Origin of the sequence: Terrabacter sp. Ter38, assembly GCF_024519435.1 — a bacterium.
Classification (GTDB): Bacteria; Actinomycetota; Actinomycetes; order Actinomycetales; family Dermatophilaceae; genus Terrabacter.
In genome coordinates this window covers 68,175-92,507 of the sequence record NZ_JALJRZ010000001.1, presented here as the reverse complement: position 1 = coordinate 92,507, position 24,333 = coordinate 68,175, and the positions used below count along the sequence as shown (strand labels likewise).

At 71.7% G+C, this 24,333-nt stretch carries 21 protein-coding genes; 8 read left to right on the top strand and 13 right to left on the bottom strand.

Annotated elements, in window-relative coordinates; all coding sequences use genetic code 11:
- Positions 1–22: 22 nt before the first annotated feature.
- From NR112_RS00415 to NR112_RS00405, 3 genes are read right to left on the bottom strand one after another with little or no spacing between them, the layout of a single operon-like run.
- Entirely contained in the window at positions 23–1,552 is a 1,530-nt protein-coding gene (locus NR112_RS00415; RefSeq protein ID WP_256792017.1) for a UDP-N-acetylglucosamine 1-carboxyvinyltransferase, read from the bottom strand.
- 26 nt (positions 1,553–1,578) lie between these two features.
- Complete coding sequence (locus tag NR112_RS00410) at positions 1,579–2,457, bottom strand: NAD(P)H-binding protein (protein ID WP_256792016.1); 879 nt, start codon at positions 2,455–2,457, stop codon at positions 1,579–1,581.
- The gene (locus NR112_RS00405; protein ID WP_256792015.1) at positions 2,454–2,912 is read right to left on the bottom strand and encodes a nuclear transport factor 2 family protein; all 459 of its coding nucleotides are present in this window, start codon (positions 2,910–2,912) and stop codon (positions 2,454–2,456) included. Before NR112_RS00405 ends, NR112_RS00410 begins: the two co-directional genes overlap by 4 nt.
- Before the next feature lie 58 nt (positions 2,913–2,970).
- Here NR112_RS00405 and NR112_RS00400 point away from each other — a divergent pair, with 58 nt between their 5' ends.
- Positions 2,971–3,615, top strand: a complete 645-nt coding sequence (locus NR112_RS00400; RefSeq protein WP_256792014.1) for a TetR/AcrR family transcriptional regulator — start codon at positions 2,971–2,973, stop codon at positions 3,613–3,615.
- Between the two features lie 24 nt (positions 3,616–3,639).
- Here the strand turns inward: NR112_RS00400 and NR112_RS00395 are convergent, their stop codons facing one another.
- From NR112_RS00395 to NR112_RS00380, 4 genes are all read right to left on the bottom strand, one after another.
- Positions 3,640–5,772 carry a 3-hydroxyacyl-CoA dehydrogenase NAD-binding domain-containing protein gene (locus NR112_RS00395; protein WP_256792013.1) on the bottom strand — a complete coding sequence of 711 codons (2,133 nt, stop codon included), beginning with the start codon at positions 5,770–5,772 and terminating at the stop codon, positions 3,640–3,642.
- Positions 5,769–7,028, bottom strand: coding sequence for a thiolase family protein (locus NR112_RS00390; RefSeq protein ID WP_256792012.1), 1,260 nt, complete (start codon positions 7,026–7,028; stop codon positions 5,769–5,771). The genes NR112_RS00395 and NR112_RS00390 overlap by 4 nt, the downstream gene beginning before the upstream one ends.
- A 180-nt stretch (positions 7,029–7,208) precedes the next feature.
- Complete coding sequence (locus NR112_RS00385) at positions 7,209–8,498, bottom strand: HRDC domain-containing protein (protein ID WP_256792011.1); 1,290 nt, start codon at positions 8,496–8,498, stop codon at positions 7,209–7,211.
- Positions 8,495–9,079 carry a DUF3000 domain-containing protein gene (locus NR112_RS00380; protein WP_256792010.1) on the bottom strand — a complete coding sequence of 195 codons (585 nt, stop codon included), beginning with the start codon at positions 9,077–9,079 and terminating at the stop codon, positions 8,495–8,497. The genes NR112_RS00385 and NR112_RS00380 overlap by 4 nt, the downstream gene beginning before the upstream one ends.
- 95 nt (positions 9,080–9,174) lie before the next feature.
- Here NR112_RS00380 and hemE point away from each other — a divergent pair, with 95 nt between their 5' ends.
- Both hemE and murJ read left to right on the top strand, forming a co-directional pair.
- Positions 9,175–10,227 carry a uroporphyrinogen decarboxylase gene (gene hemE / locus NR112_RS00375; protein ID WP_256792009.1) on the top strand — a complete coding sequence of 351 codons (1,053 nt, stop codon included), beginning with the start codon at positions 9,175–9,177 and terminating at the stop codon, positions 10,225–10,227.
- Positions 10,224–11,909 (top strand): murein biosynthesis integral membrane protein MurJ, encoded by a 1,686-nt coding sequence (gene murJ / locus NR112_RS00370; protein ID WP_256792008.1) that lies wholly within the window; start codon positions 10,224–10,226, stop codon positions 11,907–11,909. The genes hemE and murJ overlap by 4 nt, the downstream gene beginning before the upstream one ends.
- 41 nt (positions 11,910–11,950) lie before the next feature.
- Here murJ and NR112_RS00365 read toward each other — a convergent pair whose 3' ends face one another.
- Entirely contained in the window at positions 11,951–12,898 is a 948-nt protein-coding gene (locus NR112_RS00365; RefSeq protein ID WP_256792007.1) for a DUF4349 domain-containing protein, read from the bottom strand.
- A 441-nt stretch (positions 12,899–13,339) separates the two neighbouring features.
- Here NR112_RS00365 and hemG point away from each other — a divergent pair, with 441 nt between their 5' ends.
- Together hemG and hemQ are read left to right on the top strand one after the other, a co-directional pair.
- A complete protein-coding gene (hemG, locus tag NR112_RS00360; RefSeq protein WP_306216577.1) occupies positions 13,340–14,728 on the top strand; it encodes a protoporphyrinogen oxidase in 1,389 nt (462 codons plus the stop codon).
- A 34-nt stretch (positions 14,729–14,762) separates the two neighbouring features.
- Positions 14,763–15,464 carry a hydrogen peroxide-dependent heme synthase gene (hemQ, locus tag NR112_RS00355; RefSeq protein ID WP_256792006.1) on the top strand — a complete coding sequence of 234 codons (702 nt, stop codon included), beginning with the start codon at positions 14,763–14,765 and terminating at the stop codon, positions 15,462–15,464.
- Between the two features lie 56 nt (positions 15,465–15,520).
- Here the strand turns inward: hemQ and NR112_RS00350 are convergent, their stop codons facing one another.
- The 3 genes from NR112_RS00350 to NR112_RS00340 all read right to left on the bottom strand — a co-directional run bounded on the left by NR112_RS00350 (position 15,521) and on the right by NR112_RS00340 (position 17,872).
- Positions 15,521–15,904: a DUF1707 domain-containing protein gene (locus NR112_RS00350; protein WP_256792005.1), complete on the bottom strand. Its 384-nt coding sequence runs from the start codon at positions 15,902–15,904 to the stop codon at positions 15,521–15,523.
- A gap of 17 nt (positions 15,905–15,921) precedes the next feature.
- Complete coding sequence (gene msrB / locus NR112_RS00345) at positions 15,922–16,365, bottom strand: peptide-methionine (R)-S-oxide reductase MsrB (RefSeq protein ID WP_020145578.1); 444 nt, start codon at positions 16,363–16,365, stop codon at positions 15,922–15,924.
- Positions 16,366–16,543: 178 nt separating this feature from the next.
- A complete protein-coding gene (locus NR112_RS00340; protein ID WP_256792004.1) occupies positions 16,544–17,872 on the bottom strand; it encodes a vWA domain-containing protein in 1,329 nt (442 codons plus the stop codon).
- 301 nt (positions 17,873–18,173) lie between these two features.
- Here NR112_RS00340 and NR112_RS00335 point away from each other — a divergent pair, with 301 nt between their 5' ends.
- Complete coding sequence (locus tag NR112_RS00335; RefSeq protein ID WP_256792003.1) at positions 18,174–19,355, top strand: lysophospholipase; 1,182 nt, start codon at positions 18,174–18,176, stop codon at positions 19,353–19,355.
- 19 nt (positions 19,356–19,374) lie between these two features.
- On the opposite strand, the gene NR112_RS00330 is transcribed toward NR112_RS00335, so the two are convergent.
- A complete protein-coding gene (locus NR112_RS00330) occupies positions 19,375–20,118 on the bottom strand; it encodes a dihydrofolate reductase family protein (RefSeq protein ID WP_256792002.1) in 744 nt (247 codons plus the stop codon).
- A 90-nt stretch (positions 20,119–20,208) separates the two neighbouring features.
- Here NR112_RS00330 and NR112_RS00325 point away from each other — a divergent pair, with 90 nt between their 5' ends.
- Positions 20,209–21,192, top strand: a complete 984-nt coding sequence (locus NR112_RS00325) for a polyphosphate kinase 2 family protein (protein ID WP_256792001.1) — start codon at positions 20,209–20,211, stop codon at positions 21,190–21,192.
- Between the two features lie 86 nt (positions 21,193–21,278).
- Here NR112_RS00325 and NR112_RS00320 read toward each other — a convergent pair whose 3' ends face one another.
- Positions 21,279–22,919: an acyl-CoA dehydrogenase family protein gene (locus NR112_RS00320; RefSeq protein WP_256792000.1), complete on the bottom strand. Its 1,641-nt coding sequence runs from the start codon at positions 22,917–22,919 to the stop codon at positions 21,279–21,281.
- Between the two features lie 121 nt (positions 22,920–23,040).
- Here NR112_RS00320 and NR112_RS00315 point away from each other — a divergent pair, with 121 nt between their 5' ends.
- The gene (locus NR112_RS00315) at positions 23,041–24,252 is read left to right on the top strand and encodes a YihY/virulence factor BrkB family protein (RefSeq protein WP_256792829.1); all 1,212 of its coding nucleotides are present in this window, start codon (positions 23,041–23,043) and stop codon (positions 24,250–24,252) included.
- Positions 24,253–24,333 lie beyond the last annotated feature (81 nt).

The following is a 24,333-nucleotide window of genomic DNA, read 5'->3' as shown; positions in this document are numbered from 1 at the left end:
CAACGCCGGCGACCGGGGGCGGTCAGATGTCGCGGAAGACCTCGATCGTCGCGCCCAGGGCGTTGAGGCGCTCGGCGAGGTCTTCGTAGCCGCGGTTGATGACGTACACGTTGCGCAGCACCGACGTGCCGGGTGCGGCAAGCATGGCCAGCAGCACGACGACCCCGGGACGCAGCGCCGGCGGACACACGACCTCGGCCGCACGCCAGCGGGTCGGTCCTTCGACGATGACGCGGTGCGGGTCGAGCAGCTGCACCTTGGCCCCGACCTTCGTCAGCTCGGTGAGGTAGATCGCGCGGTTCTCGTAGACCCAGTCGTGGATCATCGTGCTGCCCTCGGCGACGGCGCCGATGAGGGCGAAGAACGGCAGGTTGTCGATGTTGAGGCCCGGGAACGGCATCGGGTGGATCTTGTCGATCGGGGCGTGGAGCGGACCGGGGATCGTCGTGAGGTCGACGAGGCGGGTCTTGCCGTTGGCCGACGTGTACTCCGGCGTCAGGTCGTACTTCATCCCCATGCCGTCGAGCGTCGCCAGCTCGATCTCGATGAACTCGATCGGCACGCGTCGGATCGTGATGGCGCTGTCGGTGACGACGGCGGCGGCGATGAGGCTCATGGCCTCGATGGGGTCCTCGCTGGGGGAGTACTCGACGTCGACGTCGATCTCGGCGACGCCGTGGACCGTCAGGGTCGTCGTGCCGATCCCGTCGATGCGGACCCCCAGCTTCTCGAGGAAGAAGCACAGGTCCTGGACCATGTAGTTGGGGCTTGCGTTGCGGATGATGGTGGTGCCGGCGTGGCGGGCCGCGGCCATGAGGACGTTCTCGGTGACGGTGTCCCCACGCTCGGTGAGCACGATGGCCCGGTCAGGCGCGACGGAGCGGTCGGACCTCGCCTCGTAGAAGCCGTGGGTCGCGGTGACCTCGAGCCCGAACGACCGCAGCGCCGCCATGTGGGGCTCGACGGTGCGCGTGCCGAGGTCGCAGCCACCGGCATACGGCAGCTGGAAGGCCTCGTGCTCGTGGAGCAGCGGCCCGAGGAACATGATGACGGTGCGGGTCCGACGGGCGGCCGCGACGTCGATGTCGTCGAGGTTGAGCACGGCCGGCGGGATGATCTCGAGGTCGCTGCTGTCGGGCAGCCACCGCGTGCGCACGCCGATCGAGGCGAGCACCTCGAGGATGCGGTTGACCTCCTCGATGCGGGCCAGGTTGCGCAGCGTGGTGCGACCCCGGTTGAGCAGGGCGGCGCACAGCAGCGCCACCGCGGCGTTCTTCGAGGTCTTGACGTCGATGGAGCCGGTGAGCTTCTGGCCGCCGACGATGCGCAGGTGCTGGGGGCCGGAGTGGCCGAGCGAGACGAACTCGGAGTCGAGCGCGTCACCGATCTTGGCGAGCATGTCGAGGCTGAGGTTCTGCTTACCCTGCTCGATGCGCGTCACGGCGCCCTGGGAGCTCCCGAGGAGCTCCGCGAGGTCCGACTGGGTCATCCCCTTGTGGCGTCGCGCGTCGCGGATGAGTCCGCCGATCCGGGTCAGGTAGGTCTGAGGCACGACGACGAGGCTAACTCATATATGAGTTACGGCAAATCGGCCACGCGCGACGAGGCGGTCTCGACGAGGGGAGTCCGGGGGAGCCACGGATACCGGTCGTGGCCCGGCTTTGCGTCGTAGGACTGGGAGACGCGTTCCATGACGAGAGTCTGGCGCGCGACCCTGGCCAAGGCAGGGCGGACCGGCCGAAGCAGGGTGCCGATGGCCCAGACGACGCCGGTGGGGATGTGGCGCGGTTGCGCGCCCGGGCCCGTGGCCAACGCCGCAAGCGCGGTCGGGCTGAGGTCCTCGCCCCCGACCTCGATGATGCGGCCCCGCAGTGACGGGTCCACGGCCGCGCGGGCGACAGCCACCGCGACGTCCTCGACCGACACGAAGTTGACTGGGTTGCGACCCGGACCCATGACCGTGGGAACCCCAGAGCGGCCGCTCGTGGCCCTGAAGAGGTCGAGCCACAGCTCCGCGAACGCGGAAGCCCGCACGATCGTCCAGTCCGGCGCCCCCTGCGCGAGACCTTCGCGGAGCGCGGCTTCGGCGGCGGCCTTCATGCGGAACAACTCGATCGGGTGGTCAGCGCCGACTCCGACGACCGACAGGAGGACGATGGCGGCGCCGGACGACCGGGCGGCCGCGATCAGGGCGCGGTTGCCGTCGCGGTCCACCTCGGCCGGTGACTCGCCGGCGCGGGGGTCCATCCCGTGCATCGCCGAGACCACGACGGTCGAGCCGTCCACGGCCACCGGCAGCGTCGATGGCTCACGCACGTCCGCGGCCACGAACTCGGCGCCCGGCACCGGTGTCGTCGGAGCAGACCTGCCGACGACCCGGACGCGTTCGCCCGCTCCGACGAGGCGTGCCGTGACGATCCGGCCGAGGCGCCCGGTGCCGCCCACGATGGTGATCACGAGTCGGCTCCGGCACGGGTCCCACCGCTGCGCGCTGTCAGCGTGCCGGCCATCGCCCCGAACACCGTGTCGATGTCCGGGCCACCCGTCTCGACCGGGGACACGTAGATGTGCGCGCTGGCGATGCGGCCGCCGGAGACGGAGGCGATGAAGACCATCTGGCCGGTCAGCTTCACCCCGTCCCGCCGGGTGCCCACCTGCGCGGCCTCGAGCCAGAAGCCATCGGTGGTGACGACGTGCTGCTGCACGTCGATGTGGATGTCCGGCACGGCCGCGAACATCGTCGTCCAGTTCTTGCGCACCTGTCTCGCGCCGGTGAAGGACCGAGCGGGGTGCCCTGGGTCGGTCAGCTCGTAGTCGTCCGCGAAACAGTCGACGAGGGCGTCGAGGTCGTGCGAGTTCGTGGACGCGACGAGCTCGTCGAGGACGTCCGCGGGAGTGCGTGGCTGGACCATGGCTCACCTCAAATCATTTCGATACAGTGATGTGTATCTGATTGAAAGGATGCTCCGGATGAGTCCGTCCGTCAATGGTCGCGGCCCGCGCCGGCATTACGACGCGTCGGGCCGCCGGGCCCGCGCGGCCGAGCGTCGCGCCAGGGTGCTCGTCGTGGCGCGGAACCGCTTCCTGGCCGAGGGGTATGCCGCGACGACCGTGGCCGGCGTCGCCGCCGAGGCCGGGGTGTCCGCGGAGAGCGTGTACAAGTGGTTCGGCTCGAAGGCAGGTCTGCTCAAGGGCGTCTGGGAGCGCTCGCTGACGGGTTCCGAACCCGCCCATGCCGAGCGGCGCAGCGATGTGGGGTCGCGCCGTGCCTCTGATGGCGCCGCGATCATCCGCAACTGGTCCCGGCTCGCTGCCGAGGTGGGCTCCGTCGCCGACCCCATCCACCGCCTCATCGAGACTGCGGCTGGGGTCGACGCGGAGATCGCCGAGGTGCACGCGGAGATCGAGCGCGAACGCGTGGCCCGGATGGACCACAACGCTGGCTACCTCGTCGACGGGGGCTACCTGCGCGACGACGTCACCCGGGAGCGTGCGCGCGACGTGCTCCTGCTCTACACCACGTTCTACGACCGGCTCGTGCGTGATGCCGGGTGGACGCCGAGCCAGTACAGCGCCTTCATCGAGCGGGGCCTGGTGGCCCACCTGCTTCCCTGAGCCACGTGCATCCTCGGGAGGCGGTCATCCGTCGGCGTTGGCGACGCCGACGGGCAGGAAGCGCGCACCCGTGACCGCCTCGGCGACGCCGGTCCGGTCGAGGAGTGGGGTGATGCCGCCGTTCCAGAACTGGAAGCCGGCGCCGGTGATCATCGCGAGGTCGATGTCCATGGGCGCCTGTGCGACGCCCTCGTCGAGCATCCGTCGCGCCTCGTCGGCGAGCACGGTCAGGACGCGCTCCCTCACCTGGGCGAGGTCGAGCACCACCGGGTCGGCCGGCTTCTCGATGAGCTCCGCGACCTCGGGGTCGAGCACCGGACGGCCCGAGCTGAGGTCGTAGAAGCCGCGCTTGCCGGCGGCGACGATCCGCTGGAGCGTCGGAGAGGCGTAGAAGCGGTCCGGGAACGCCGTCACGAGCGTCTCGCCGTTGTGCAGCGCGATGGCCGGCCCGACGAGCCCGATGAGGACGAAGGGAGGCATGGGCGCGAGACCGGCGAAGGCGCGGTCGACGACCTCGATCGGCGTGCCGTCGTCGAGGATCTTCGCGGCCTCGCCCATGAAGCGGCCGAGGAGTCGGTTGACGATGAACGACGGTCGGTCAGCGGCGCGGACGCACGTCTTCTTCAGTGCCTTCCCGACGGCGAACGCCGTTGCGAGAGTGGAATCGTCGGTGCGCTCGCCCGGGATGATCTCGAGCAGCGGCATGACGGCCACGGGGTTGAAGAAGTGGAAGCCGACGACGCGCTCCGGGTGCGAGAGCGCCCCGGCCATCTCGGCGATCGACAGGCTCGAGGTGTTCGTCGCGAGCACGCACTCTGCCGACACGACGGCCTCGACCTCGGCGAAGACCTGCTGCTTGACCGACATCTCCTCGAAGACCGCCTCGATGACGAAGTCGGCGTCAGCGAAGCCGTCCTTGGTCGTCGACCCGGTCACGAGGGCCTTGTAGCGGTTCAGCCTGTCGGCATTGAGGCGTCCCTTGCCCGCGAGCCTGTCCAGCTCGGCGTGGACGTAGCCGACGCCCTTGGCGACGCGCTCGTCGTCGATGTCGGTGAGCACGACCGGCACCTGGAGGCGCTGGATGAACAGCAGCGCGAGCTGGCTCGCCATGAGGCCGGCGCCGACGATGCCCACCTTCGTGACCTTCCGGGCGAGCGCTTGGTCGGGAGCCCCTGCAGGACGCTTGGCCCGCTTCTGCACGAGGTCGAAGGCGTAGAGCCCCGCGCGGAGCTCGTCGCTCATGAGCAGGTCGGCGAGCACCTCGTCCTCGGCGGCGAAGCCCTCCGCGCGGGTCGCGGTGCGAGCGGCGGCGAGAAGGTCGAGGGCGGCATACGGGCTCTTGGCCTGTCGGCCGGTCTTGACGTCGGCGAGCCCCCTGGCCTTGGCGATGGCGGCGTTCCACGACGTCTCGTCGCGGTCGACCTCGGGGCGCTCGACGGTGACGTCACCGGAGAGGACCCGGGCGGCCCAGGCGATCGACTCCTCGAGGAAGTCGGCCGGCTCGAAGAGGACGTCAGCCATGCCGAGCCGGTACGCGTCGACCCCCTTGAGCATGCGGTTCTGACTCAGCGGGTTGTCGATGACGACGGTGATGGCCTTCTCGACACCGATGAGGTTGGGCAGCATCCAGCAGCCGCCCCACCCGGGGACGAGACCGAGGAAGACCTCGGGCAGCGCGACCGCGGGCACTCCGGCGCTCATCGTCCGGTACGTCGCCGACAGCGCCAGCTCGACACCACCGCCCATGGCCGCGCCGTTGACGAAGGCGAACGTCGGGACCGGCAGGTCGGAGAAGGCGGCGTATGCCGCGTGGCCGGCCCGGGCGATCTCGAGCGCCTGGTCGCGCGACCCGATGAACGGCACGCCGGTGAGGTCGGCGCCGACGGCGAAGATGAACGGCTTGCCGGTGACGGCGACCGCGACGATCTCACCGGCGGCGGCGCGCTCGCGCAGGCGCTCGACCATGGCCGCGAGCCCGGCGATCGACTGCGGGCCGAAGGTGTTGGGCTTGGTGTGGTCCAAGCCGTTGTCGAGGGTGACGAGCGCCAGGGTCCCGACGCCACCCGGGAGGGCGACATCGCGCACGGGAGTGCGGGTGACGACCTCAGAGGCGAAATCGGTTGCGGCCGTGTGCTGCTCGGTGGTGGTGGCGCTCACTGGGCGATCTCCTCGTCGGTCGTGCTCGTCGTGCTCGTCGTGTTCGTCGTCGAGGACTCGTAGTCCTCGTGATGTGGGTTCTCCCAGATGACCGCGCCGCCCATGCCGATGCCGATGCACATCGCGGTCAGGCCGTACCGGACCTCGGGGTGCTCCTCGAACTGGCGGGCGAGCTGGGTCATGAGGCGCACACCCGAGCTGGCCAGCGGGTGACCCGTGGCGATGGCGCCGCCGTACTCGTTGACGCGCGGGTCGTCGTCGGCGATGCCGAAGTGGTCGAGGAAGGCCAGCACCTGGACGGCGAACGCCTCATTGAGCTCGAAGAGGCCGATGTCGCCGATGGTGAGGCCCGCCTTGGCGAGGGCCTTCTCCGTGGCCGGGACCGGACCGACGCCCATGACCTCGGGCTCGACGCCGACGAACGAGAAGGACACGAGGCGCATCCGGACCGGCAGCCCGAGCTCGGTGGCGGCCGCCTCGGAGGCGAGCAGGCAGGCGGTGGCACCGTCGTTGAGCCCGGCCGCGTTGCCCGCCGTGACGTTGCCGTGCGCACGGAACGGCGTCTTGAGCTGGCCGAGGTCCTCGACGGTCGTGCCGGGACGGGGTGGCTCGTCGGCGGTGGCCAGGCCCCAGCCCTGCTCGGCGTGGCGCGTCGCGACGGTGACGAGGTCGCGCTGGATCTTGCCGTCGGCGTACGCCCGGGCGAGCTTGTCCTGGCTGCCCACGGCGAAGGCGTCGGAGCGCTGCTTCGTCAGCTGCGGGAAGCGGTCGTGGAGGTTCTCCGCGGTCTTGCCCATGACGAGGGCGTCGGGGTCGACGATCTTCTCGGACACGATGCGTGGGTTGGGGTCGACGCCCTCGCCCATGGGGTGGCGGCCCATGTGCTCGACGCCGCCGGCGATGGCGATGTCGTAGGCCCCGAAGGCGATCGAGCTCGCGGTGTTCGTGACGGCCGTCATGGCGCCGGCGCACATCCGGTCGACGGAGTAGCCGGGCGTCGTGTTCGGCAGGCCCGAGAGCAGCGCCGCCGTGCGGCCGAGGGTGAGGCCCTGGTCGCCGATCTGGGTGGTCGCGGCGATGGCGACCTCCTCGACCTTGTCCTTGGGCAGGGTGGGGTTGCGGTGCAGCAGCTCGCGGATGCACCGGATGACGAGGTCGTCGGCGCGGGTCTGGGCGTACATGCCCTGGTCGCCGGCCTTGCCGAACGGCGTCCGGACGCCGTCGACGAAGACGACCTCATTGAGTGCGCGGGGCACGGTGCCTCCCAGTGGATCGAGGGTGATCGCGATGGATCAGGGGTCGACGGGCCGGCTCGGACGCCGGCGTCGGGCCGCGACAGCGCGCGACCTCCTCGATACTACTTCTCGGTAACTTCCCGGCCAACGGCCCTTCGGGTGACCATCCTCACGACGCTCCCGCGAGCGACGGCGTACGCGTCAGGCGGGTGGGTTCTCGGTGCAGGCGAGGGAGATGAGCGGGGCGGTGATCGTCGTCTGCCAGCGACGTGCCCCCATCGTCGTGAGCGCCTCGGCGACCTCGGCGGTCGACGGCGCGGCCGGACCCTCCCACAGGAAGCGGCGCAGCAGGTCGGGGGTCAGGAGGTTCTCGACCGGCACGGCGAGCTCCTCGGAGATCGCCCCGAGCAGCTCCCGGGCACGGGCCAGGCGGGCCGCGGCGACGGGGTCGCGGTCGGCCCACGCCTTGGGCGGCGGCGGCCCACTCGGCGGGAGGGCCAGGACCGGGAGGTCGTCGTCGGGCAGCGCGAGAGCGCGGGCGACGACCTCGATGATCGCCTCCTGGTGGCGGCGTACCGAGCGCGCCAGGCGGGGCTCCGCGGAGCCCACGGTGCGGGGCGGCTTCGTCGCCCGCTGGTTGGCGATCGCGATCTCGCTGATCGCGGCATCGGGCAGGACCCGTCCGGGGGAGGTGTCGCGCTGCTGGGCAACGGCGTCCCGCCAGAGCCAGAGCTCGCGCACGATGGCCAGGCCACGACGCCCGCGCACCTTGTGCATGCCCGACGTGCGCCGCCACGGGTCGACGCGCGGCTCGGGGCCGGTGAAGTCGAGGAGGTGATCGAACTCCTCGGCGGCCCAGGCCGCCTTGCCCTGCGACGCCAGCTCGGCTGCCACCGCGTCGCGGAGGTCGACGAGCACCTCGACGTCGAGGGCGGCATACCGCAGCCACGGCTCGGGGAGGGGGCGCACCGACCAGTCGACGGCCGAGTGCTCCTTGGCGAGCTGGAGTCCGAGGTAGTGCTCGACCATGGCGCCGAGCCCGACCCGGGGCAGGCCGGCCAGCCGACCGCCGAGCTCGGTGTCGAAGAGCGTCTGCGGATGCAGCCCGACCTCGGCGAGGCACGGGAGGTCCTGGGTGGCCGCGTGCAGGATCCACTCGGCGTCACCGATGGCCTCGCCGACGGGGGAGAGGTCGGGGCAGGCGACGGGGTCGATGAGCCAGGACCCGGACCCCTCCCGCCGGATCTGGACCAGGTAGGCGCGCTGTCCGTAGCGGTAGCCCGACGCCCGCTCGGCGTCGATGCCGACCGGGCCGGTCCCACTCGCGATGGCCTCGGCGGCACGCATGAGTGCGCGCTCGTCGACGACGACGTCGGGCACCCCGTCGCGTGGGTGGGTCAGAGGGACGAGCTCGGGAACGACGGCGGAGGGGACGTCGGCGGCCTGGTCGTGGTCGAGGTCGACGGCGGGCTCGTTCGGCTCCGCCGTCACCGGCGCTGCCCCGGGAGGGGGACGACGCCGTCGGGAAGGGGCGGGATGCCGGCGATGGTGCAGAGCATGTCGGCCCAGGCGCGCAGGTGGTCCGTGGCGTCGCCGCCGACCGGCGTCCACGAGGCGCGGATCTCCATCTCGACGCTCGCCTCGCGGTCGGCGAGACCCGCGAAGCTCTCGCTGACCACACGGGTCACCGTGCCGGCCTCGGCAGTCCACCCGAGGTTGCGGTTGGCCAGCGAGTCGGTCAGCCACGACCACCCGACCGCCCCGAGCATGGGATCGCCGGCGAGCTCGGCCTCGAGCTCGGCCCGCGCGAAGGTCACGATGCGCCACTGGCCGTCCCACGTGTCGGGAGCAGCCGGGTCGTGCAGGAGGACGAAGCGTCCGGTCGCGAGGTCGTCGTCGGGGTCGGCGACGTCGATGACGTCGGCGGTCAGGGCTGCGGCGTACGGGGCGATGCGCGTCGGCGCCGGCACCTCGGTCAACCGCACCTCGGAGCGCAGACGGACGTCTCGCAGGGCGCTGAGCGTCCTGGCGAAGACCGCGCCGTGGTTGCCCGGCAACGTTCGCGTGTGCACCAGATGAGGGTATGCCGGAGTCGGGCGATCTGTCCTCAGGGCGCGCCGGACGCGCGTGGCGCGGGGGCGCACGCCCGCCGTGGCAGGATTGACCGGTGCCGACCACAGCCCCGCCCGCCACCCGCCAGAGCGATCTCGTCCGCGCTGCGCGCCGCGAGTCGGTGACCCGGACGCCGGTGTGGTTCATGCGTCAGGCCGGTCGTTCGCTGCCGGAGTACCGCGCCGTCCGCGAGGGCATCCCGATGCTCGAGTCGTGCATGCGCCCCGAGCTCGTCACCGAGATCACGCTCCAGCCCGTCCGCCGGCACGGCGTCGACGCGGCCATCTTCTTCAGCGACATCGTCGTGCCGCTCAAGGCGATCGGGGTCGACCTCGACATCGTCCCCGGTGTGGGGCCTGTCGTGGCCCACCCGATCCGCACCGCGGCCGACCTCGACCAGCTCGTCCCGCTGACGCCCGAGCACGTGCCCTTCATCACCGAGGCCGTGGTCCAGCTCGTCCGTGAGCTCGGTGACGTCCCGCTCATCGGTTTCGCCGGAGCGCCCTTCACCCTCGCGTCCTACCTCGTCGAGGGTGGGCCCTCCAAGAACCACGAGAAGACCAAGGCGCTCATGCACGGCGACCCCGGGCTGTGGGACGCCCTGTGCGCCAGGCTCGCCCAGATCTCGGGAGAGTTCCTCCGCGTGCAGGCGCAGGCCGGCGCGAGCGCCGTCCAGCTCTTCGACTCGTGGGCCGGCGCCCTGTCGAAGGCCGACTACGCCGCGCGCGCCATGCCGCACTCGTCGGTCGCGCTCGCAGCCGTCGCGGACCTCGACGTGCCCCGCATCCACTTCGGCGTCGGCACGGGCGAGCTGCTCGGCCTCATGGGAGAGGCCGGCGCCGAGGTGGTCGGGGTCGACTACCGCGTGTCGCTCACCGACGCCACGTCGCGCCTCGGGCCGACGTATGCCGTCCAGGGCAACCTCGACCCCGCCCTGCTCTTCGCGCCGTGGGAGGCGCTCGAGCGTCGCGTCCGGGAGATCGTCGAGGAGGGACGCCACACGCCGGGCCACATCTTCAACCTCGGCCACGGCGTCCTGCCCACCGTGGACCCCGACGTGCTGACCCGGGTCACCGCGCTCGTCCACGAGTGCTCGAGCCGCCGATGACGACGGCGGCACCGTCAGTCGCTCGCTCCAGCCTCACCATGCTCGGTGGCTCGGTGGCATCGCGCGTGCTCGGGGTCGTGCGCAACGGCCTCATCACGGCGATCATCGGTGCCCAGCTGGCCGGTGACGCCTTCTCCCTGGCCAACACGCTGCCCAACGTGCTCTACGTCCTCGCGGCCGGCGGCATCCTCAACGCGGTGCTCATCCCGTCGCTCGCGCGGGCGATGAAGCTCGAGGACGGCGGCCAGGAGTTCACCGACCGCGTCATCACGGTGGCGCTCGCGGCGATGGCGGTCATCACGGTCGTCGTCATGGCCGCCGCCGGGGGGTTCGTCTGGCTGCTGGCCCGCAACTCGTCTCCGGACTTCAAGGACCTCGCGGTCGCGTTCTCGCTCATCTGCCTGCCGCAGATCTTCTTCTACGGGCTCTTCGCCCTGCTCGGTCAGATCCTCAACGCACGTGGGCAGTTCGCTGCCTTCGCGTGGGCGCCCTTCATCGCCAACGTCGTGGCCGTCACCGGGCTCGTGCTCTTCCTCGTGGTCTTCCCCAAGGACGCACCCCTCGGGGCACCCGGGCGCGACCGACCGCGGGACCCGTCCGAGTGGACGGGCCCGATGATCTGGCTCTTCGCGGGGTCGGCGACGCTGTCCGTCGTGGTCCAGGCGCTGTCCCTCGTGCCCGCACTGCGCCGCACGGGGTTCCGCTACCGCCCGCGCTGGGGACTGCGCGGCGTGGGCCTCGGCGGCGTCAGCAGGCTCGCCCTCTGGGCCTTCGGGGGCCTGGCGGTGTCACAGGTCGGCTTCTTCATCAGCCAGGGTGTGCTCAACAACGCGACCGCCTCCGCCAAGGCGCTCGGTCTCGAGGACGCGGCCCGCGGCCCGGCGGCATACGCCATCGCGTTCACGCTCTTCATGCTGCCGCACGCGTTCATCACCGTCTCGATCATCACGGCCCTCTTCCCGCGGTTCTCGGCGGCTGCAGCCTCCGACGACAAGGCGAGCCTGCGCCGGGACTTCCGCACCGGCCTGACGATGCCGCTCGTGGCCAACGTGCCGATCATGGTGGCGGTCATCGTGCTCGCAAACCCCATCGTGGCCCTGCTCAACCCCGGCATCGACCCTCGCTCGGTCGAGGTCTCCGCCAGCGTCCTCATCATCATGATCCTCGGGCTCGTGCCCTTCGGGCTCGACCTGCTCTGCTACCGGATGTTCTTCGCGCTCGAGGACGGCAAGCCCACCGTCATCATGCAGGTGCTCCTGACCGGGATCAGCGCGCTGGCCGGCGTCGTGACGCTCTTCGTCAACCCGGTCTGGGCCATCGGTGTCATGGCGATGGGGCAGACCGTGGGCAATGTCGTCAGCTCCATGGTCGGCCTCTTCCTGCTGCGCCGGCGCATCGGGAGCCTCGGCCTCGGGTCGGGGCTCGTCACGGCCTCGCGCGTCGGCCTCGCCGCCACGGTCGCCGGCGTCGTCGCCTGGGGTGTCACCCAGGTGCTCGACCCCATCACCGGGTCCGTGGTCGAGGGGTCGACCTCGGCCGTCAAGCGGATGTTCGCCAGCGCGCTGGAGATCGGCCTCGTCGGTCTCGTCTTCTTCGTCGTCTACCTCGGCATCGCCCACGCCATGCACGTGCGCGAGGTGCGGCAGGTCGGCGACATGGTCCGTCGGCGGCTCGGTCGCTGACCGAGCCGCCGACGGCCCTTCACGCGTCCCCGCGCCGTGCGTCAGTCGTCCGTCGTGGAGGCCGACGCCGAGACCGGTGCTCCCGCGGGCTGCGGGGCCGGACCGGCGGCGGTGGCGGGGCCACCGGTTGCCGTGGAGGCGGCGGACGGCGTGCCCGCGGTGCGCCGACGCCACAGCCGCAGGCCGAGCAACGACAGCGGCACGAGCAGGACGAGCCAGGGCAGCAGCGCGGCGAGCCCGGTGAGGATGACGGTGAGCGAGCCGAGGAAGCTCTCCCACGCGGTGCGCAGCCCACCGCCGAGCCCGCTCTCGGTCTGCACGGGCGCCGTCGCGTCGGTCCACAGGGTCACGGTGACGTCGCTCGTCGTCGTCATCGCGTCGAGCTGGGCCAGCCGTTGGGTCAGCGAGTCGAGGTCGGCCTGACGACGGCTCAGCTCGCTCTCGAGGGTGATGACCTGCTGGAGGTCCGTCGTCTTGGTGAGCAGGGCGCGCACGCGGTCGATCCCGTCCTGCATCGGTGCGAGGCGCGCCTTGGTGTCGACGTACGTGTCGGTGACGTCCTGGGACTGCGACGAGCGGTAGGACACCGATCCGATCTTCGACAGCTGCGTCAGCACGTCGTCGAGGGTCTTGGCCGGGACACTGAGCACCATCCGCGCCTCGTCGACGCCGACGGTCGGCGGGGACGAGCCCGACTCGAGGCGGGGGTCGATTCCACCCGGTCCGGTCGGACCACCCGTCGGGTCGACCGAGGTCACGACGTTCTCGGAGGTCACCTGGCCCCCGGCGTCCGTGGCGATGACGCGGGCCCGAGCCGCCGATCCCGTGAGGTCGGTGACCTTGATCCCGAGCCAGGCGGAGCGCGCGATCTTCGGCTCGATGACCGCTATCGACCCGGCGACGCCGGTGCCGAGCGCGCCCGTGTCGGTGGCGGGCGCCTTGGCTCCGGATGAGGCGTCGGGCTGCGGCGCGAGGTCCGGTCCGGCCACGCCGTTGCCCGTCACGGCACCGCGACTCGCCTCTCCGCCTGACGCAGTGGAGGAGGAGGACGTGGAGGACGAGGAGGGCGAGGCGCCGTGAAGAGCCTTGAGGCCCAGAGGAATCGACAACGCGAGCACGGCAACGGCCACCAGGACCGTGGCGAGGAGCCGTCGCCGGGCAGGTGGGAGCTGAGCGAGACGCGGCAGGTGTGGCGTGGCGGTCATGGCGAGCCTTTCGACGGGTCGCCTCCCGTGCCGTACCCGGTGGTGGTGCTGTGGTGCGCACGGTGTGCGTGGCGACGTCCCTTGTCACCAGAGACACGCAGGCGCCCCCGATCGTTGCGCATCACCTGTCCGGGCGGCCTGCAGCGCACGCGCGCTCGTGCGCCCAGCCCCTTGATCGGTCGGGCCCAAGCCACACCGCCGGAGCCGGGATGGGAGAGTGGCGCCATGGGTAGGACGGTCGCGGTCATCGGCGGTGGGATCAGCGGACTGGCGGCGGCCTGGGAGCTCAGTCGCCCGGGCGCGGACGTCTCCGTCACGGTCCTCGAGGGCACCGACCGGCTGGGTGGGAAGCTGCGGCTCGAGGACGTCGGCGGGGCGCGCATCGACGTCGGCGCCGAGTCGGTGCTGGCGCGTCGCCCCGAGGCCCTCGCCCTCATCGAGGAGCTCGGCGTCGCAGACCTCATGACGCATCCCGGACCCGCGGGCGCGTCGATCGTCTCGAGGGGTCGGCGCTGGCCGATGCCACGCGGCACGGTGATGGGCGTGCCCGCCGACCCGGAGTCGGTGCGTGGACTGCTCACCGACGACGAGGTCGAGCGACTGGCGCACGAGCAGGTCGGCGGCCACGTCGCCGGTGACGTCTCGGTGGGCGACCTCGTGGACGCCCGCCTGGGCCGCGCCGTGACGGACCGCCTCGTCGAGCCCCTCCTGGCGGGCGTCTACGCCGGGCACGCCCGCGAGATCTCCGCCGAGCAGGCCGTCCCGGTCCTCGCCGCCGCCGCCCACGAGGGTCGCCCGCTGCTCGACGTGGCCCGTGCCGCGGCGGAGGCGGCGGCGACCGGACCGGTGGCCGGTCGCCCCGTCTTCGCCTCTCTCGTCGGCGGCCTCGGGACGCTGCCCGAGGTGCTCGAGCGCGAGCTCGTCGCCGCGGGTGTCCGCGTACGACGTGGTGCGGTGGCCCGTGGGCTGCGCCGCGACGGCGACGGGTGGGTCGTCTCGACCGGTCCGACGACCGACGTCCTCGAGGAGCGCTTCGACGTGGTCGTGCTCGCCGCGCCCGCAGCTCCCGCCTCGCGTCTGCTGCGTGAGGTCGCGCCCGAGGCCGCAGCGGCGCTCGCGACCGTCGAGTACGCGTCCATGGCCATCGTGACGTTCGCCCTCGAGGGTGGCGCACCGGCTGTCCTCGAGGGCAGCGGCTTCCTCGTCCCGCCCACGGAGCCGCTGACGATCAAGGCGTCGACCTTCAGCTCGGTCAAATGGCCCTGGCTCGCGGCCGCACAGCCCGAGCGCACGTTCCTGCGCGCGTCCGTCGGCCGCCACCGCGAGGAGGCTGCGCTCCAACGCTCCGACGACGAGCTCGTGGCCGTGGCGCTCGCCGACCTCCGGACGGTGCTCGGCCCCGGCGTGCCCGACCCCGCCGACGCTCACGTGCAGCGCTGGGGTGGGGGGCTGCCGCAGTACGCCGTCGGGCACCGGTCGCGCCTCGCGCCCACGCGCGGGCTGCCTCCAGGCCTCGCGCTGTGCGGGGCGGCATACGACGGCGTCGGCATCCCCGCCTGCATCGCGTCCGGCCGCGCGGCCGCACGGTCGATCCGGTCGGTCCTGACCCGCTGACGTCGGGGTCCGAGCCGCTTGGGATGATGGGGCCATGAGCGAGCGCCTGACCCCGGCCGAGATGCGGGAGATCAACGACACCATCCGCTACTGCATGTGGTCGGTGTTCAGCACCGTCACTCCGGTCGGCGACGACCGCGACGCGGTCACGGCGGACCTCGAGGCCTTCCTCGACGAGGTCGCCGGCGAGGGGGTCGTCGTCCGGGGCCTCTACGACGTCGCGGGGCTGCGTGGCGACGCCGACTTCATGGTGTGGTGGCACGCCGAGACGATCGAGCAGCTCCAGTCGGCCTACCACCGCCTGCTGCGGACCGAGCTCGGCTCGCACCTCGAGCCGGTGTGGAGCAACGCCGCGCTGCACCGCCCCGCCGAGTTCAACAAGAGCCACGTCCCCGCCTTCATGGCCGACGAGGTCGCCCGCAAGTACGTCTGCGTCTACCCGTTCGTCCGCTCCTACGAGTGGTACCTCCTGGAGGACGCCGAGCGTCGCGACCTGCTGCGCGAGCACGGTCAGATGGCACGCGACTTCCCGGACGTGCGGGCCAACACCATCGCCTCGTTCGCCCTCGGCGACTACGAGTGGCTGCTCGCCTTCGAGGCCGACGAGCTGCACCGCATCGTCGACCTCATGCGCGAGCTGCGCGCGTCGCGCGCCCGGATGCACGTGCGCGAGGAGATCCCGTTCTTCACCGGGCCCAAGGTCGAGCCGGCCCAGCTCGTCGCCAACCTGCGCTGACCTGCGCGACGCCCGCACCCACCACCGAGCCCCCGCCTGCACGTGCAGACGGGGGCTCAGTCGTCGATCGCCTTGGCGATCGCTGCGATGACCGGGATGAGCAGGAACACCAGCCACGACTCGGTGCGCAGGAAGGCGGCGAGCGCGATGAAGGGGGCGAGGCTGAGGAGGATGCGCGCCACCGTGCCGCGAGGCCCCTGGTAGTGGGCCGGCGGACGGGACACGCCACCACGGCGCGCGGGCGTGAGCCGCGGACGCGGCTCGGGCAGGTCGACGAAGAGCGAGGTCAGGTCCCGGCGCACGACGGCGTCGGTGGCCCGGCCCCGACGGTCCTCGTACTCGTTCGCGTCGAGCCGTCCCGCGGCGTGGTGCTCGGCGAGCGCCGCCAGCGCCTCGTCGCGTTCGGCGCTGCCGATGCGGATGTCGCCGTCGTCGACCATGGGACGAATCTAGGCGCTCAGGACTGCGACGGTCCCTCGTCCGGCTGGAGGCGCAGCGAGATGGAGTTGATGCAGTAGCGCTGGTCGGTCGGGGTGTCGTAACCCTCGCCCTCGAAGACGTGCCCGAGGTGCGAGCCGCAGTTGGCGCACCGGACCTCGACGCGCTTCATGCCGAAGGCACGGTCCTCGATGTACTCGACCGTGTCGCCGGCGAGCGGGGAGTAGAAGGACGGCCAGCCGCAGTGCGACTCGAACTTCGTGTCGCTGCGGAAGAGCTCGCTGCCGCAGGCTCGGCACGAGTAGACGCCCTGCGTCTTCGTGTCGGTGTACTCACCGCGGAAGGCCGGCTCGGTACCGGCCTGTCGCAGGACCTTGTACTCCGCGGGCGTCAGGGCTGCGCGCCACTCCTCGTCGGTGCGCTGGACGGCATACGGCTTGTCGGAGGTGTTGTGGTGGCTCATGTCCAGACCAACGCCACGTCACCCGGGTTTGTGCCCGCCCGGCGACCACGTGGTCCTTACGAGGTCTTACGGGCCGGGCGAGCGCGTGCCACGAGGGCCCCGGTGGATGGCCGGGGCCCTCGTGCTGCTCGGCCGGGGGTGGTCCGGGCCGGGCAGGGTCCTCATCGTCGGAGCGACGTCACTTCTGCTTGGGTGGGACGCTGCACGACGCGCTCGCCGTGTTGCCGGCCGCATCCGTAGCCGTCAGCGTCGCGTCACCCTTGAAGGTGAAGTGCCAGTCGACGGCTCCCTGGAACGGGGCGACGGTGGAGGCCGAGGTGCCCGGTGCCTGGGTCAGCTTGACGTACGTGCCGGGGGTGTACGGCCCGAAGGTCGTGCCCGTCCCGGTGTCGGAGATCGTGACGGAGACACCGGGGAGGTTGTCTGCAGCGACCATCTGGAAGAAGCCGGCGTTGCGCCACCCACCGGGCGTGTGGCCAGCGGGGTTGACGCCCGGGCCGCACGACACGGTCGGCGGGGTGACGTCGTTGACCTTGATCGTGACGGTCTGGACGAACTCCGGCCCGGCCTCGGCGCCGTTGACGAGGAAGGTCGTCGTGCACGTCAGTGTCGAGCCCTGGGGTGCGTCAGAGGCGACGGTGATCGCCTCGTCGAGGACGACGTCGCTGCCGCTCGTGACGGTCCGGGGCAACGACGGCGCGAACGCGATCGACAGGCCGGTGGCGCACGAGACGTTCGCCGTGACCTCGGCCGGCAGGTTGCCCAGCCCGGCCAGGATCGAGCTCGCGACATTGCCAGGCGTCACGCTCGGGAAGAACGTCCCCGAGGTGGCAGCCGCGATGCGCTGCGCCTGACCGGTGGCGTTGAGGCCGTCGGCCCCTCCGGACGCGACGTTGATGGCGATGACCTGGGCGCCGACGCCCGTGAGGGACGCCGTGGCGTCGGCCTCGCTGTGCCCGCCGCTGGGGTCGTGCCCGCTCGCGTCGCCGAACCAGACGACGATGCGTGAGGAGTCGGGACGGAACGCGATGGCGTTGCCGCCGGAACCGACCTGCCAGAGGGCGTTGAGCTGGCCCTCGGGCGTGTCGCCGCCGCCGGACGCCGAAAGGCTGTCGATCGCGGTCTGGGCCGTGGCCTGGCTGCCCGTCAGGCCGGTCTCGACCTGGAAGAACTGCGCCCCGTCGCCCACGTCCTTGTACGACGCGATGGCGAACTGGGCCTGCGGCTGGGCTCCCTGGACCGTGGAGACGATCGAGCCCATCTCGGACTTCACGTTGGCGATCGCCGGGCCCATGCTGCCGGTCTCGTCGACGACGAGGACGATGTCGGGCTTCGGCGGGATCTCCGGCGTGCTGACGGTCTTGGTGACATGGACGGTGTCGCCCGGGTCGACGGACGCGTCGTAGGTGGCCGGGCTGACGCCGGCCCCCATCGCGAGGGCCGGCGTGGCGACGAGCGCCCCGGCCGCCGCGATGCTGAGTGCGCCGCGGCGCATGGTGCTGAACACGGATGTCCCCTTTCGTGGGACGAGACGGTGAGAGGCGGCGCGCGGAGCTGGTCCTCGCACCCCGAGGCGGACAGGTGGTGACCGTGACCCCGAACGGCACCGCTCGACCGCGACCGGCCCGACGGGCGGACCGGGGAACGATCGGGGGTGTGCGGCTCGCCGCCCGTGGTCCCCGAGGCTCCCGAAGGACGGTGCCCCGAACGTCCGGTTTGATACGTCTGGTCCGAATACCGTCCGCATGCCGTCCGTGCGACGGCACGCCCTCCCACGACGTGCGCGAGTCGTTTGCGACGATGGGCCCGTGCAGGTGCGCCGTCTCGTCTCGCGTCCGGTGCTCGTGGCGGCCGCCGCCGGCACGGGTTCGGTGCTGGGCGCCGTCGGAGGCTCGGTCGCCGCCGCGGCCTACTTCGCCCGCCGGGTCATCACGCCCGACGAGCTGCAGCCGGACGACGTGGAGATCCTGCGCCACGACGCCGAGACCGTCACCTTCTCCGTCACGCCCGAGACGGTCGTGCCCGGCCGCTACGGCGTCTGGCTCGACGGGGGAGCGGGGCACGCGCGGGTCGGCGAGATCGTCGACGCGGACCCGGCGTCGGTGACGCGCCGACTCGTCGCCGTCGACCGGGGCGCGATCGACACCGGGCCCGCCCGCTGGAACCAGTACTACTTCTGGGACCGGCCGTCGGTGAGCCTGGGCGTGCCCGACGAGGACGTCGCCATCCTGTCCGACGTCGGTCCGCTGCCGGGCTGGGTGGTGCGCCGGGTGGACGGTACGAGCGGGTCCGACTGGGCCGTGCTCGTGCACGGACGCGGCGCACGCAAGGAGGAGACGCTCCGGGCCGTGCCGGTGCTGCGGGAGGCCGGGTGGACGAGCCTCGTCACCGCGTACCGCAACGACCGCGACGCGCCGCGAGGCCCTGACGGGCGCTACAACCTCGGCCTGTCCGAGTGGCGCGATGTCGAGGCGGCCATGGGGTATGCCGTGTCGCACGGTGCCCGACGCATCCTCCTTCTCGGGTGGTCCATGGGCGGCGCCATCGTGCTCCAGGCGCTCGACCGGTCACCGCTGTCCGACTACGTCGTCGGCGTGGCGCTCGACTCTCCGGTCATCGACTGGGGCGTCGTGCTGCGGCACCACGGCCGGCTGCACCGGGTGCCGGGCCCGCTCGTGCGGGTCGCGACCGACCTCATGGGCTCACGCCGCACGCGGCGCCTCGTCGGGGTCCACGAGCCGATCGACGTGGCCCGCACCGACTGGGTCGCTCGCGCGGGCGAGCTCCGGTCCCCGATGCTCATCATCGCCTCGGGCGGCGACGACTTCGTGCCGATCGGTCCCGCGGTGGCCCTCGCGGGTCGCCGCCCCGACCTCGTGCGCCTCGAGCGGTGGGACAGGGCTCGGCACTGCCGGGAGTGGAACTACGACCCGGACCGCTGGGAGCGCGTGCTGCGCGACTTCGTCCATGGGTTCGACGAGCGTCGCTGAGCCCCCGTCGTCCCCGTCGTCAGCGTCGGACGTACCAGCGGCCCATCAGCGTCGCGTCCTGCTCGACGAGCACCTCGAGGTCGAGCTGAGCCGGAATGCCCTCTGGGCCGACCGGCCGCGGGTGCTCGCCGCCGACGACGTGCGGGGCGATGGTGAAGCACAGCTCGTCGAGGCGGCCGGCCGCGAGGAAGGAGGCTAGGAGGCTCGGCCCGCCCTCGGTGAGCACGTGGTCCCAGCCCCGGCGGTGCAACGCCTCCACGAGGATGGCGACGTCGACCGCCTCGTCTCCACAGACGAGGACGTTGTCCTCGCCGAGATCACGGCGCGCCGAGTCGAGCCCGGGCGCCGAAGCCGGAACGGCCATGAGCGCCCGCCCGTCCCGACAGCCGTTCAGCGTCGGGGGCACGTGCCCGCGGTTGCTCACGGCGACGAGGGGCAGCGCGTCGGGTAGCCGCTGTTGACGGCGCAGCTCGACCAGTGAGTCGTCCACGGACAGTGGCGGATAGCCTTCGGCGCGGATCGTCCCGGCCCCGACCACGACGACGTGGCTCAGGGCACGGAGCACCTCGAAGACGACGTGGTCGGCGTCGTTGTTGATCGAGCCCGAACGTCCGTCCGCGCCCGTCGCAGCCCCGTCGAGGCTCGTCACCATGTTGCAGCGCACCCAGCGGTCCTGCGGTGCGGCATAGGCGCCGAAGAGCCCCGCCGCATCAAGATCGGAGAGGGCGGGACGTCCGGAGTGACCGGGCACGAGCAGGCGCATGGGGTCAGTATCGGCGACGGTCGGTGACGTCGCGCGGATCGGTGACCTCACATCCCGTCGCGCCGGTCTCCGGTCGGGCAGGATGACGGCATGGGCAAGGGCGCGAAGGGCAAGAGCAAGAAATCCGTGAAGTCGTCGGGCAAGGGGGGCGGCAAGGTCTCGAGCAAGAAGGCGGCCAAGCTCGAGGCCCAGGCCGCCGAGGACGAGGTCATCGCGGCGCACGAGGAGGCGGCCGTCGAGGAGATCCAGGACGTCGCCAACGCGCTGCGTGTCGGCAAGGGCTTCGTCCTCGCCGACGTCGACACGTCGGGGACTCCCGGCTTCACCGGGAAGAAGCTCGAGGGCAAGGCGGCGCTCAAGGCCTGCGAGGCCGAGCTGTCCGACCTGCTCGAGCGGCTCTTCGCGGAGTCCACGACGGGCTCGAAGCGGTCACTCCTGCTCGTCGTGCAGGGCATGGACACCTCGGGCAAGGGCGGCATCATGCGCCACGTCATCTCCGTCAACCCCCAGGGCGTCAAGGCGACCGGCTTCAAGGCGCCGACGAAGGAGGAGCTCGCTCACGACTTCCTCTGGCGCATCGAGAAGGCGCTGCCCGGCGCCGGCCAGCTCGGGGTCTTCGACCGGTCACACTACGAGGACGTCCTCGTCGTGCGGGTCCACGACATCGTGCCCGAGGCCGTGTGGTCCAAGCGCTACGCGCAGATCAACGCGTTCGAGCGCAAGGTGATTGCCGCGGGCACGACCGTCATCAAGGTGATGACGCACCTCTCCAAGGAGGAGCAGAAGGCGCGCCTCATGGAGCGTCTCGACCGACCGGACAAGTACTACAAGTACAACCCGGGTGACGTCGACGAGCGCAGCCGCTGGGGCGACTACATGGAGGCGTACCAAGCCGTCCTCGACAAGACCTCGACGGTCGGGGCGCCCTGGCACGTCGTGCCGTCGGACCGCAAGTGGTACGCGCGCCTCGCGGTGCAGCAGCTGATCCTCGAGGCCCTGCGCGGGATGAACCTCCAGTGGCCGCAGGCGGACTTCGACGTCGAGGCGGAGAAGAAGCGCCTGTCGGCGAGCTGACGCCCGCTGCTCCCTACGAGCGACCGACGAGCGCCCGGCCGAGGACGTATGCCGCCCAGCGGGTTTCGCGTGAGCGCGCGGCGTCGTCAGCCGGTTCGTTCGATGACGGCCGACGCCGCTCCGGCGAGGTCGACGTCGAGCGAGCCGAACGTGTGCCCGCGTCGACCCGCGATCCGGCTGGCGACGAAGGCATCGGCGACGGGGCCGGGGGAGTGTCGGACGAGCAGGCTCGCCTGCAGGCCGAGGGCGAGGCGCTCGACGACGGCGCGTGCACCGAACGACGCCTCTGCCGACGTGGGATCGAGTGAGCGAGCCTGCGCGAGAGCCGAATCCACGTGCGCGTCGAGCTCGGTGCTCTGCCCGCGGACCTCGTGCAGCTCCTTCGTCAGGGCCTCGAGCGTCGTCGGTTCACGTGTCACGGCACGCATGACGTCGAGGGCGTTGACGTTGCCGGAGCCCTCCCAGATCGAGTTGAGGGGCGCCTCACGGTACAGGCGCGCGAGGCCGTTCTCCTCGACGTACCCGTTGCCGCCGAGGCACTCGAGCGCCTCGGCCACCATGGGCGCCGTGCGCTTGCACACCCAGAACTTGCCGAGCGCCACGCCCAGGCGGGCGAGCTCGGTCTCACCGGTGTCGACGGTGTGGGCGAGGCGGAGGCCGAGGACGGTCGCAGCCTCGGCTTCGAGGACGAGGTCGGCCAGCACGTTGCGCATCAGGGGTTGGTCGACGAGCAGCGCGCCGAAGGCTCGCCGGTGCCGGGCGTGGTGCACGGCCCGGGCCACCGCATCGCGCATCGTCGCCGTCGAGCCGAGGATGCAGTCGAGGCGGGTGGCGCCGACCATGTCGATGATGGTGCGCACGCCGCGGCCCTCGTCGCCCAAACGGCTGCCCCACGTGCCCTCGAGCTCGACCTCGCTCGAGGCGTTGGAGTGGTTGCCGAGCTTGTCCTTGAGGCGTTGGAGGGCGAAGGGGTTGCGCGTGCCGTCGTCGAGAGCACGCGGCACGACGAAACAGGTGAGGCCGCCCGGCGCCTGGGCGAGCACGAGGAAGACGTCGCTCATCGGGGCCGAGCAGAACCACTTGTGGCCCGTGAGCCGGTAGGTCTCGCCCGGCAGCGCCCCACCCGGGGTGGCGACCGCTCGGGTCGTGTTGGCGCGCACGTCCGAGCCGCCCTGCTTCTCCGTCATGCCCATGCCCGAGATCGCCCCGGCCTTCTGCGAGACGGGCCGGATGCCGAAGTCGTAGTCACGGCTCGCGAGGGACGGGAGCCAGCGGGCACCCAGGGTGGGGTCGTGCCGCAGGGCCGACCCGGCGGCATACGTCATCGAGACGGGGCAGCCGTGTCCCGCCTCGACGCGTGACCAGAGGACGAAACCGGCCGCGCGACGCACGTGGGCGCCGGAACCGGCGGGCGAGGTCCACGGTTCGGCGGTGAGTCCGGCCCCGACGGACTGGGTCATGAGCCAGTGCCACGACGGGTGGAAGTCGACCTCGTCGATGCGGTTGCCGCGCGCGTCGTGCGTCCGCAGGACCGGCGGGTTGGTGTCGGCGAGCCGCCCGTGCTCCTGTGCCTCGGACGTGCCGGCGAGGGTCCCGAGCGTGGCGAGGTCCGAGACGGCCGCGGGGCCGGCCCAGCGCTCCACCGCCTCGCGCAGTGCGGCGTCGTCGGAGAGGAAGTCGCCGCCGACGAAGGGGGGCGCCTGGTTGGTCACCTCGTGTGTGCTCACCCCGCCGACACTAGGCGCCGACCGGCCGGCGCGAGCCGGCGAGCGCGTGTCGCGCCGGTCACGCGTGCGACGCGTGGTGGCTCCGCCGTTAGCCTCGGAGACGATGAGCGTGCGGACGAGGATGCGGGCAGTGCTGGAGCGAGTGCCATGGGGCGTCCCGCTCGCGCGCCTGACCCTGGAGACGACCCGGGTGTGCCTGCGCTACCGCGTCACCGGGCTCGCGGCGGAGGGCGCCTTCTTCATGCTGCTCAGCCTGCCGCCACTCGTCCTCGGGCTCTTCGGTGGCCTCGGCTTCGTCGGCGGCTGGATCGGTGCCGACACCATCGACAGCGTCGTGTCGGCCATCGAGGTCTACGCCTCCCGCTTCCTGTCCGAGTCGAGCATCAACGAGCTGCTCCTGCCCACCGTCAACGACGTGCTCAAGGGCGGACGCGTCGACATCATCTCGGTCGGCTTCATCCTGTCGCTGTGGTCGGGGTCGCGAGCCCTCAACGTCTTCATCGACACCGTCTCGATCATGTACGGGCAGAAGGACGCTCGCGGCATCGTGCACATGCGGGCCTTCAGCTTGCTGCTCTACACGCTCAGCATCCTCGCTGCGATCCTCCTGCTGCCCCTCATGCTGCTCGGGCCGGGGCTGCTCGCCTCCTGGTTGCCGGATGCTGCGGCGTCCGTGACCAAGGCGCTCTACTGGCCGACGCTCATCACCTTCAGCGTGCTGCTGCTCGCGTCGATGTACCACGTCTCGACGCCTCGCCGAAGCCGATGGCGGCGCAACGTGCCGGGCGCACTTCTCGCCATGGCGATCTGGGTCGGTGCCTCGTACGTCGTCCGCATCTCGGTCGAGGCGTCGATGGGTGGCTCGTCGATCTACGGGCCGCTGAGCACGCCCATCGTGCTGCTCATCTGGCTGTATGCGCTGGCCGTGGCCATCCTCATCGGCGCGGGCCTCAATGCTGCGGTCCGCGTCCTGTGGCCCGTCGACCTCCACGAGGGTGCCGACGTCCGGCTGGTCAACTGGGCGATGGAGGGCGCGGGCGGGCTGATCTCGCGCCCGGACCCGGAGGCGGGTGACGATGGACCGACGGCGGATGCCGACCCGCCCGCGACGTTCGACGGCGTCGACGTACCGGCCGACGACGTCGGGTCGCACGCGCGCCGAGGGCGTGACCAGCAGTACGTGAGCAGCGACCACGGACCCATCAAGGCGGCCATCCAGCGCGGCGTGGGGGAGGGGGCGAGGGACGTCGAGGACACGTCGACCGGTGCCTCCGAGGGGACCTCCGATCGGGGTTCTGATCGGGGTTCTGATCAGGCCCCGAGGTGGGGCTGAGGTGCCGGTGTCGTGCCGACGACAGCCGGTTTTGTATCTCGTGGATCGATCGGCTAATGTCTAGCAAGCACCGAGCGGGGA

What these genes read in the sequence shown, in the direction of transcription:
- murJ (WP_256792008.1), top strand. Translation starts at nt 10,224, where the DNA reads ATGACGACGGCGGCACCGTCAGTCGCTCGCTCCAGCCTCACCATGCTC.
- NR112_RS00325 (WP_256792001.1), top strand. Translation starts at nt 20,209, where the DNA reads ATGGGCAAGGGCGCGAAGGGCAAGAGCAAGAAATCCGTGAAGTCGTCG.
- NR112_RS00330 (WP_256792002.1), bottom strand. Translation starts at nt 20,118, where the DNA reads ATGCGCCTGCTCGTGCCCGGTCACTCCGGACGTCCCGCCCTCTCCGAT.
- hemQ (WP_256792006.1), top strand. Translation starts at nt 14,763, where the DNA reads ATGAGCGAGCGCCTGACCCCGGCCGAGATGCGGGAGATCAACGACACC.
- NR112_RS00315 (WP_256792829.1), top strand. Translation starts at nt 23,041, where the DNA reads ATGCGGGCAGTGCTGGAGCGAGTGCCATGGGGCGTCCCGCTCGCGCGC.
- NR112_RS00350 (WP_256792005.1), bottom strand. Translation starts at nt 15,904, where the DNA reads ATGGTCGACGACGGCGACATCCGCATCGGCAGCGCCGAACGCGACGAG.
- hemG (WP_306216577.1), top strand. Translation starts at nt 13,340, where the DNA reads ATGGGTAGGACGGTCGCGGTCATCGGCGGTGGGATCAGCGGACTGGCG.
- NR112_RS00405 (WP_256792015.1), bottom strand. Translation starts at nt 2,912, where the DNA reads ATGGTCCAGCCACGCACTCCCGCGGACGTCCTCGACGAGCTCGTCGCG.
- msrB (WP_020145578.1), bottom strand. Translation starts at nt 16,365, where the DNA reads ATGAGCCACCACAACACCTCCGACAAGCCGTATGCCGTCCAGCGCACC.
- NR112_RS00400 (WP_256792014.1), top strand. Translation starts at nt 2,971, where the DNA reads ATGAGTCCGTCCGTCAATGGTCGCGGCCCGCGCCGGCATTACGACGCG.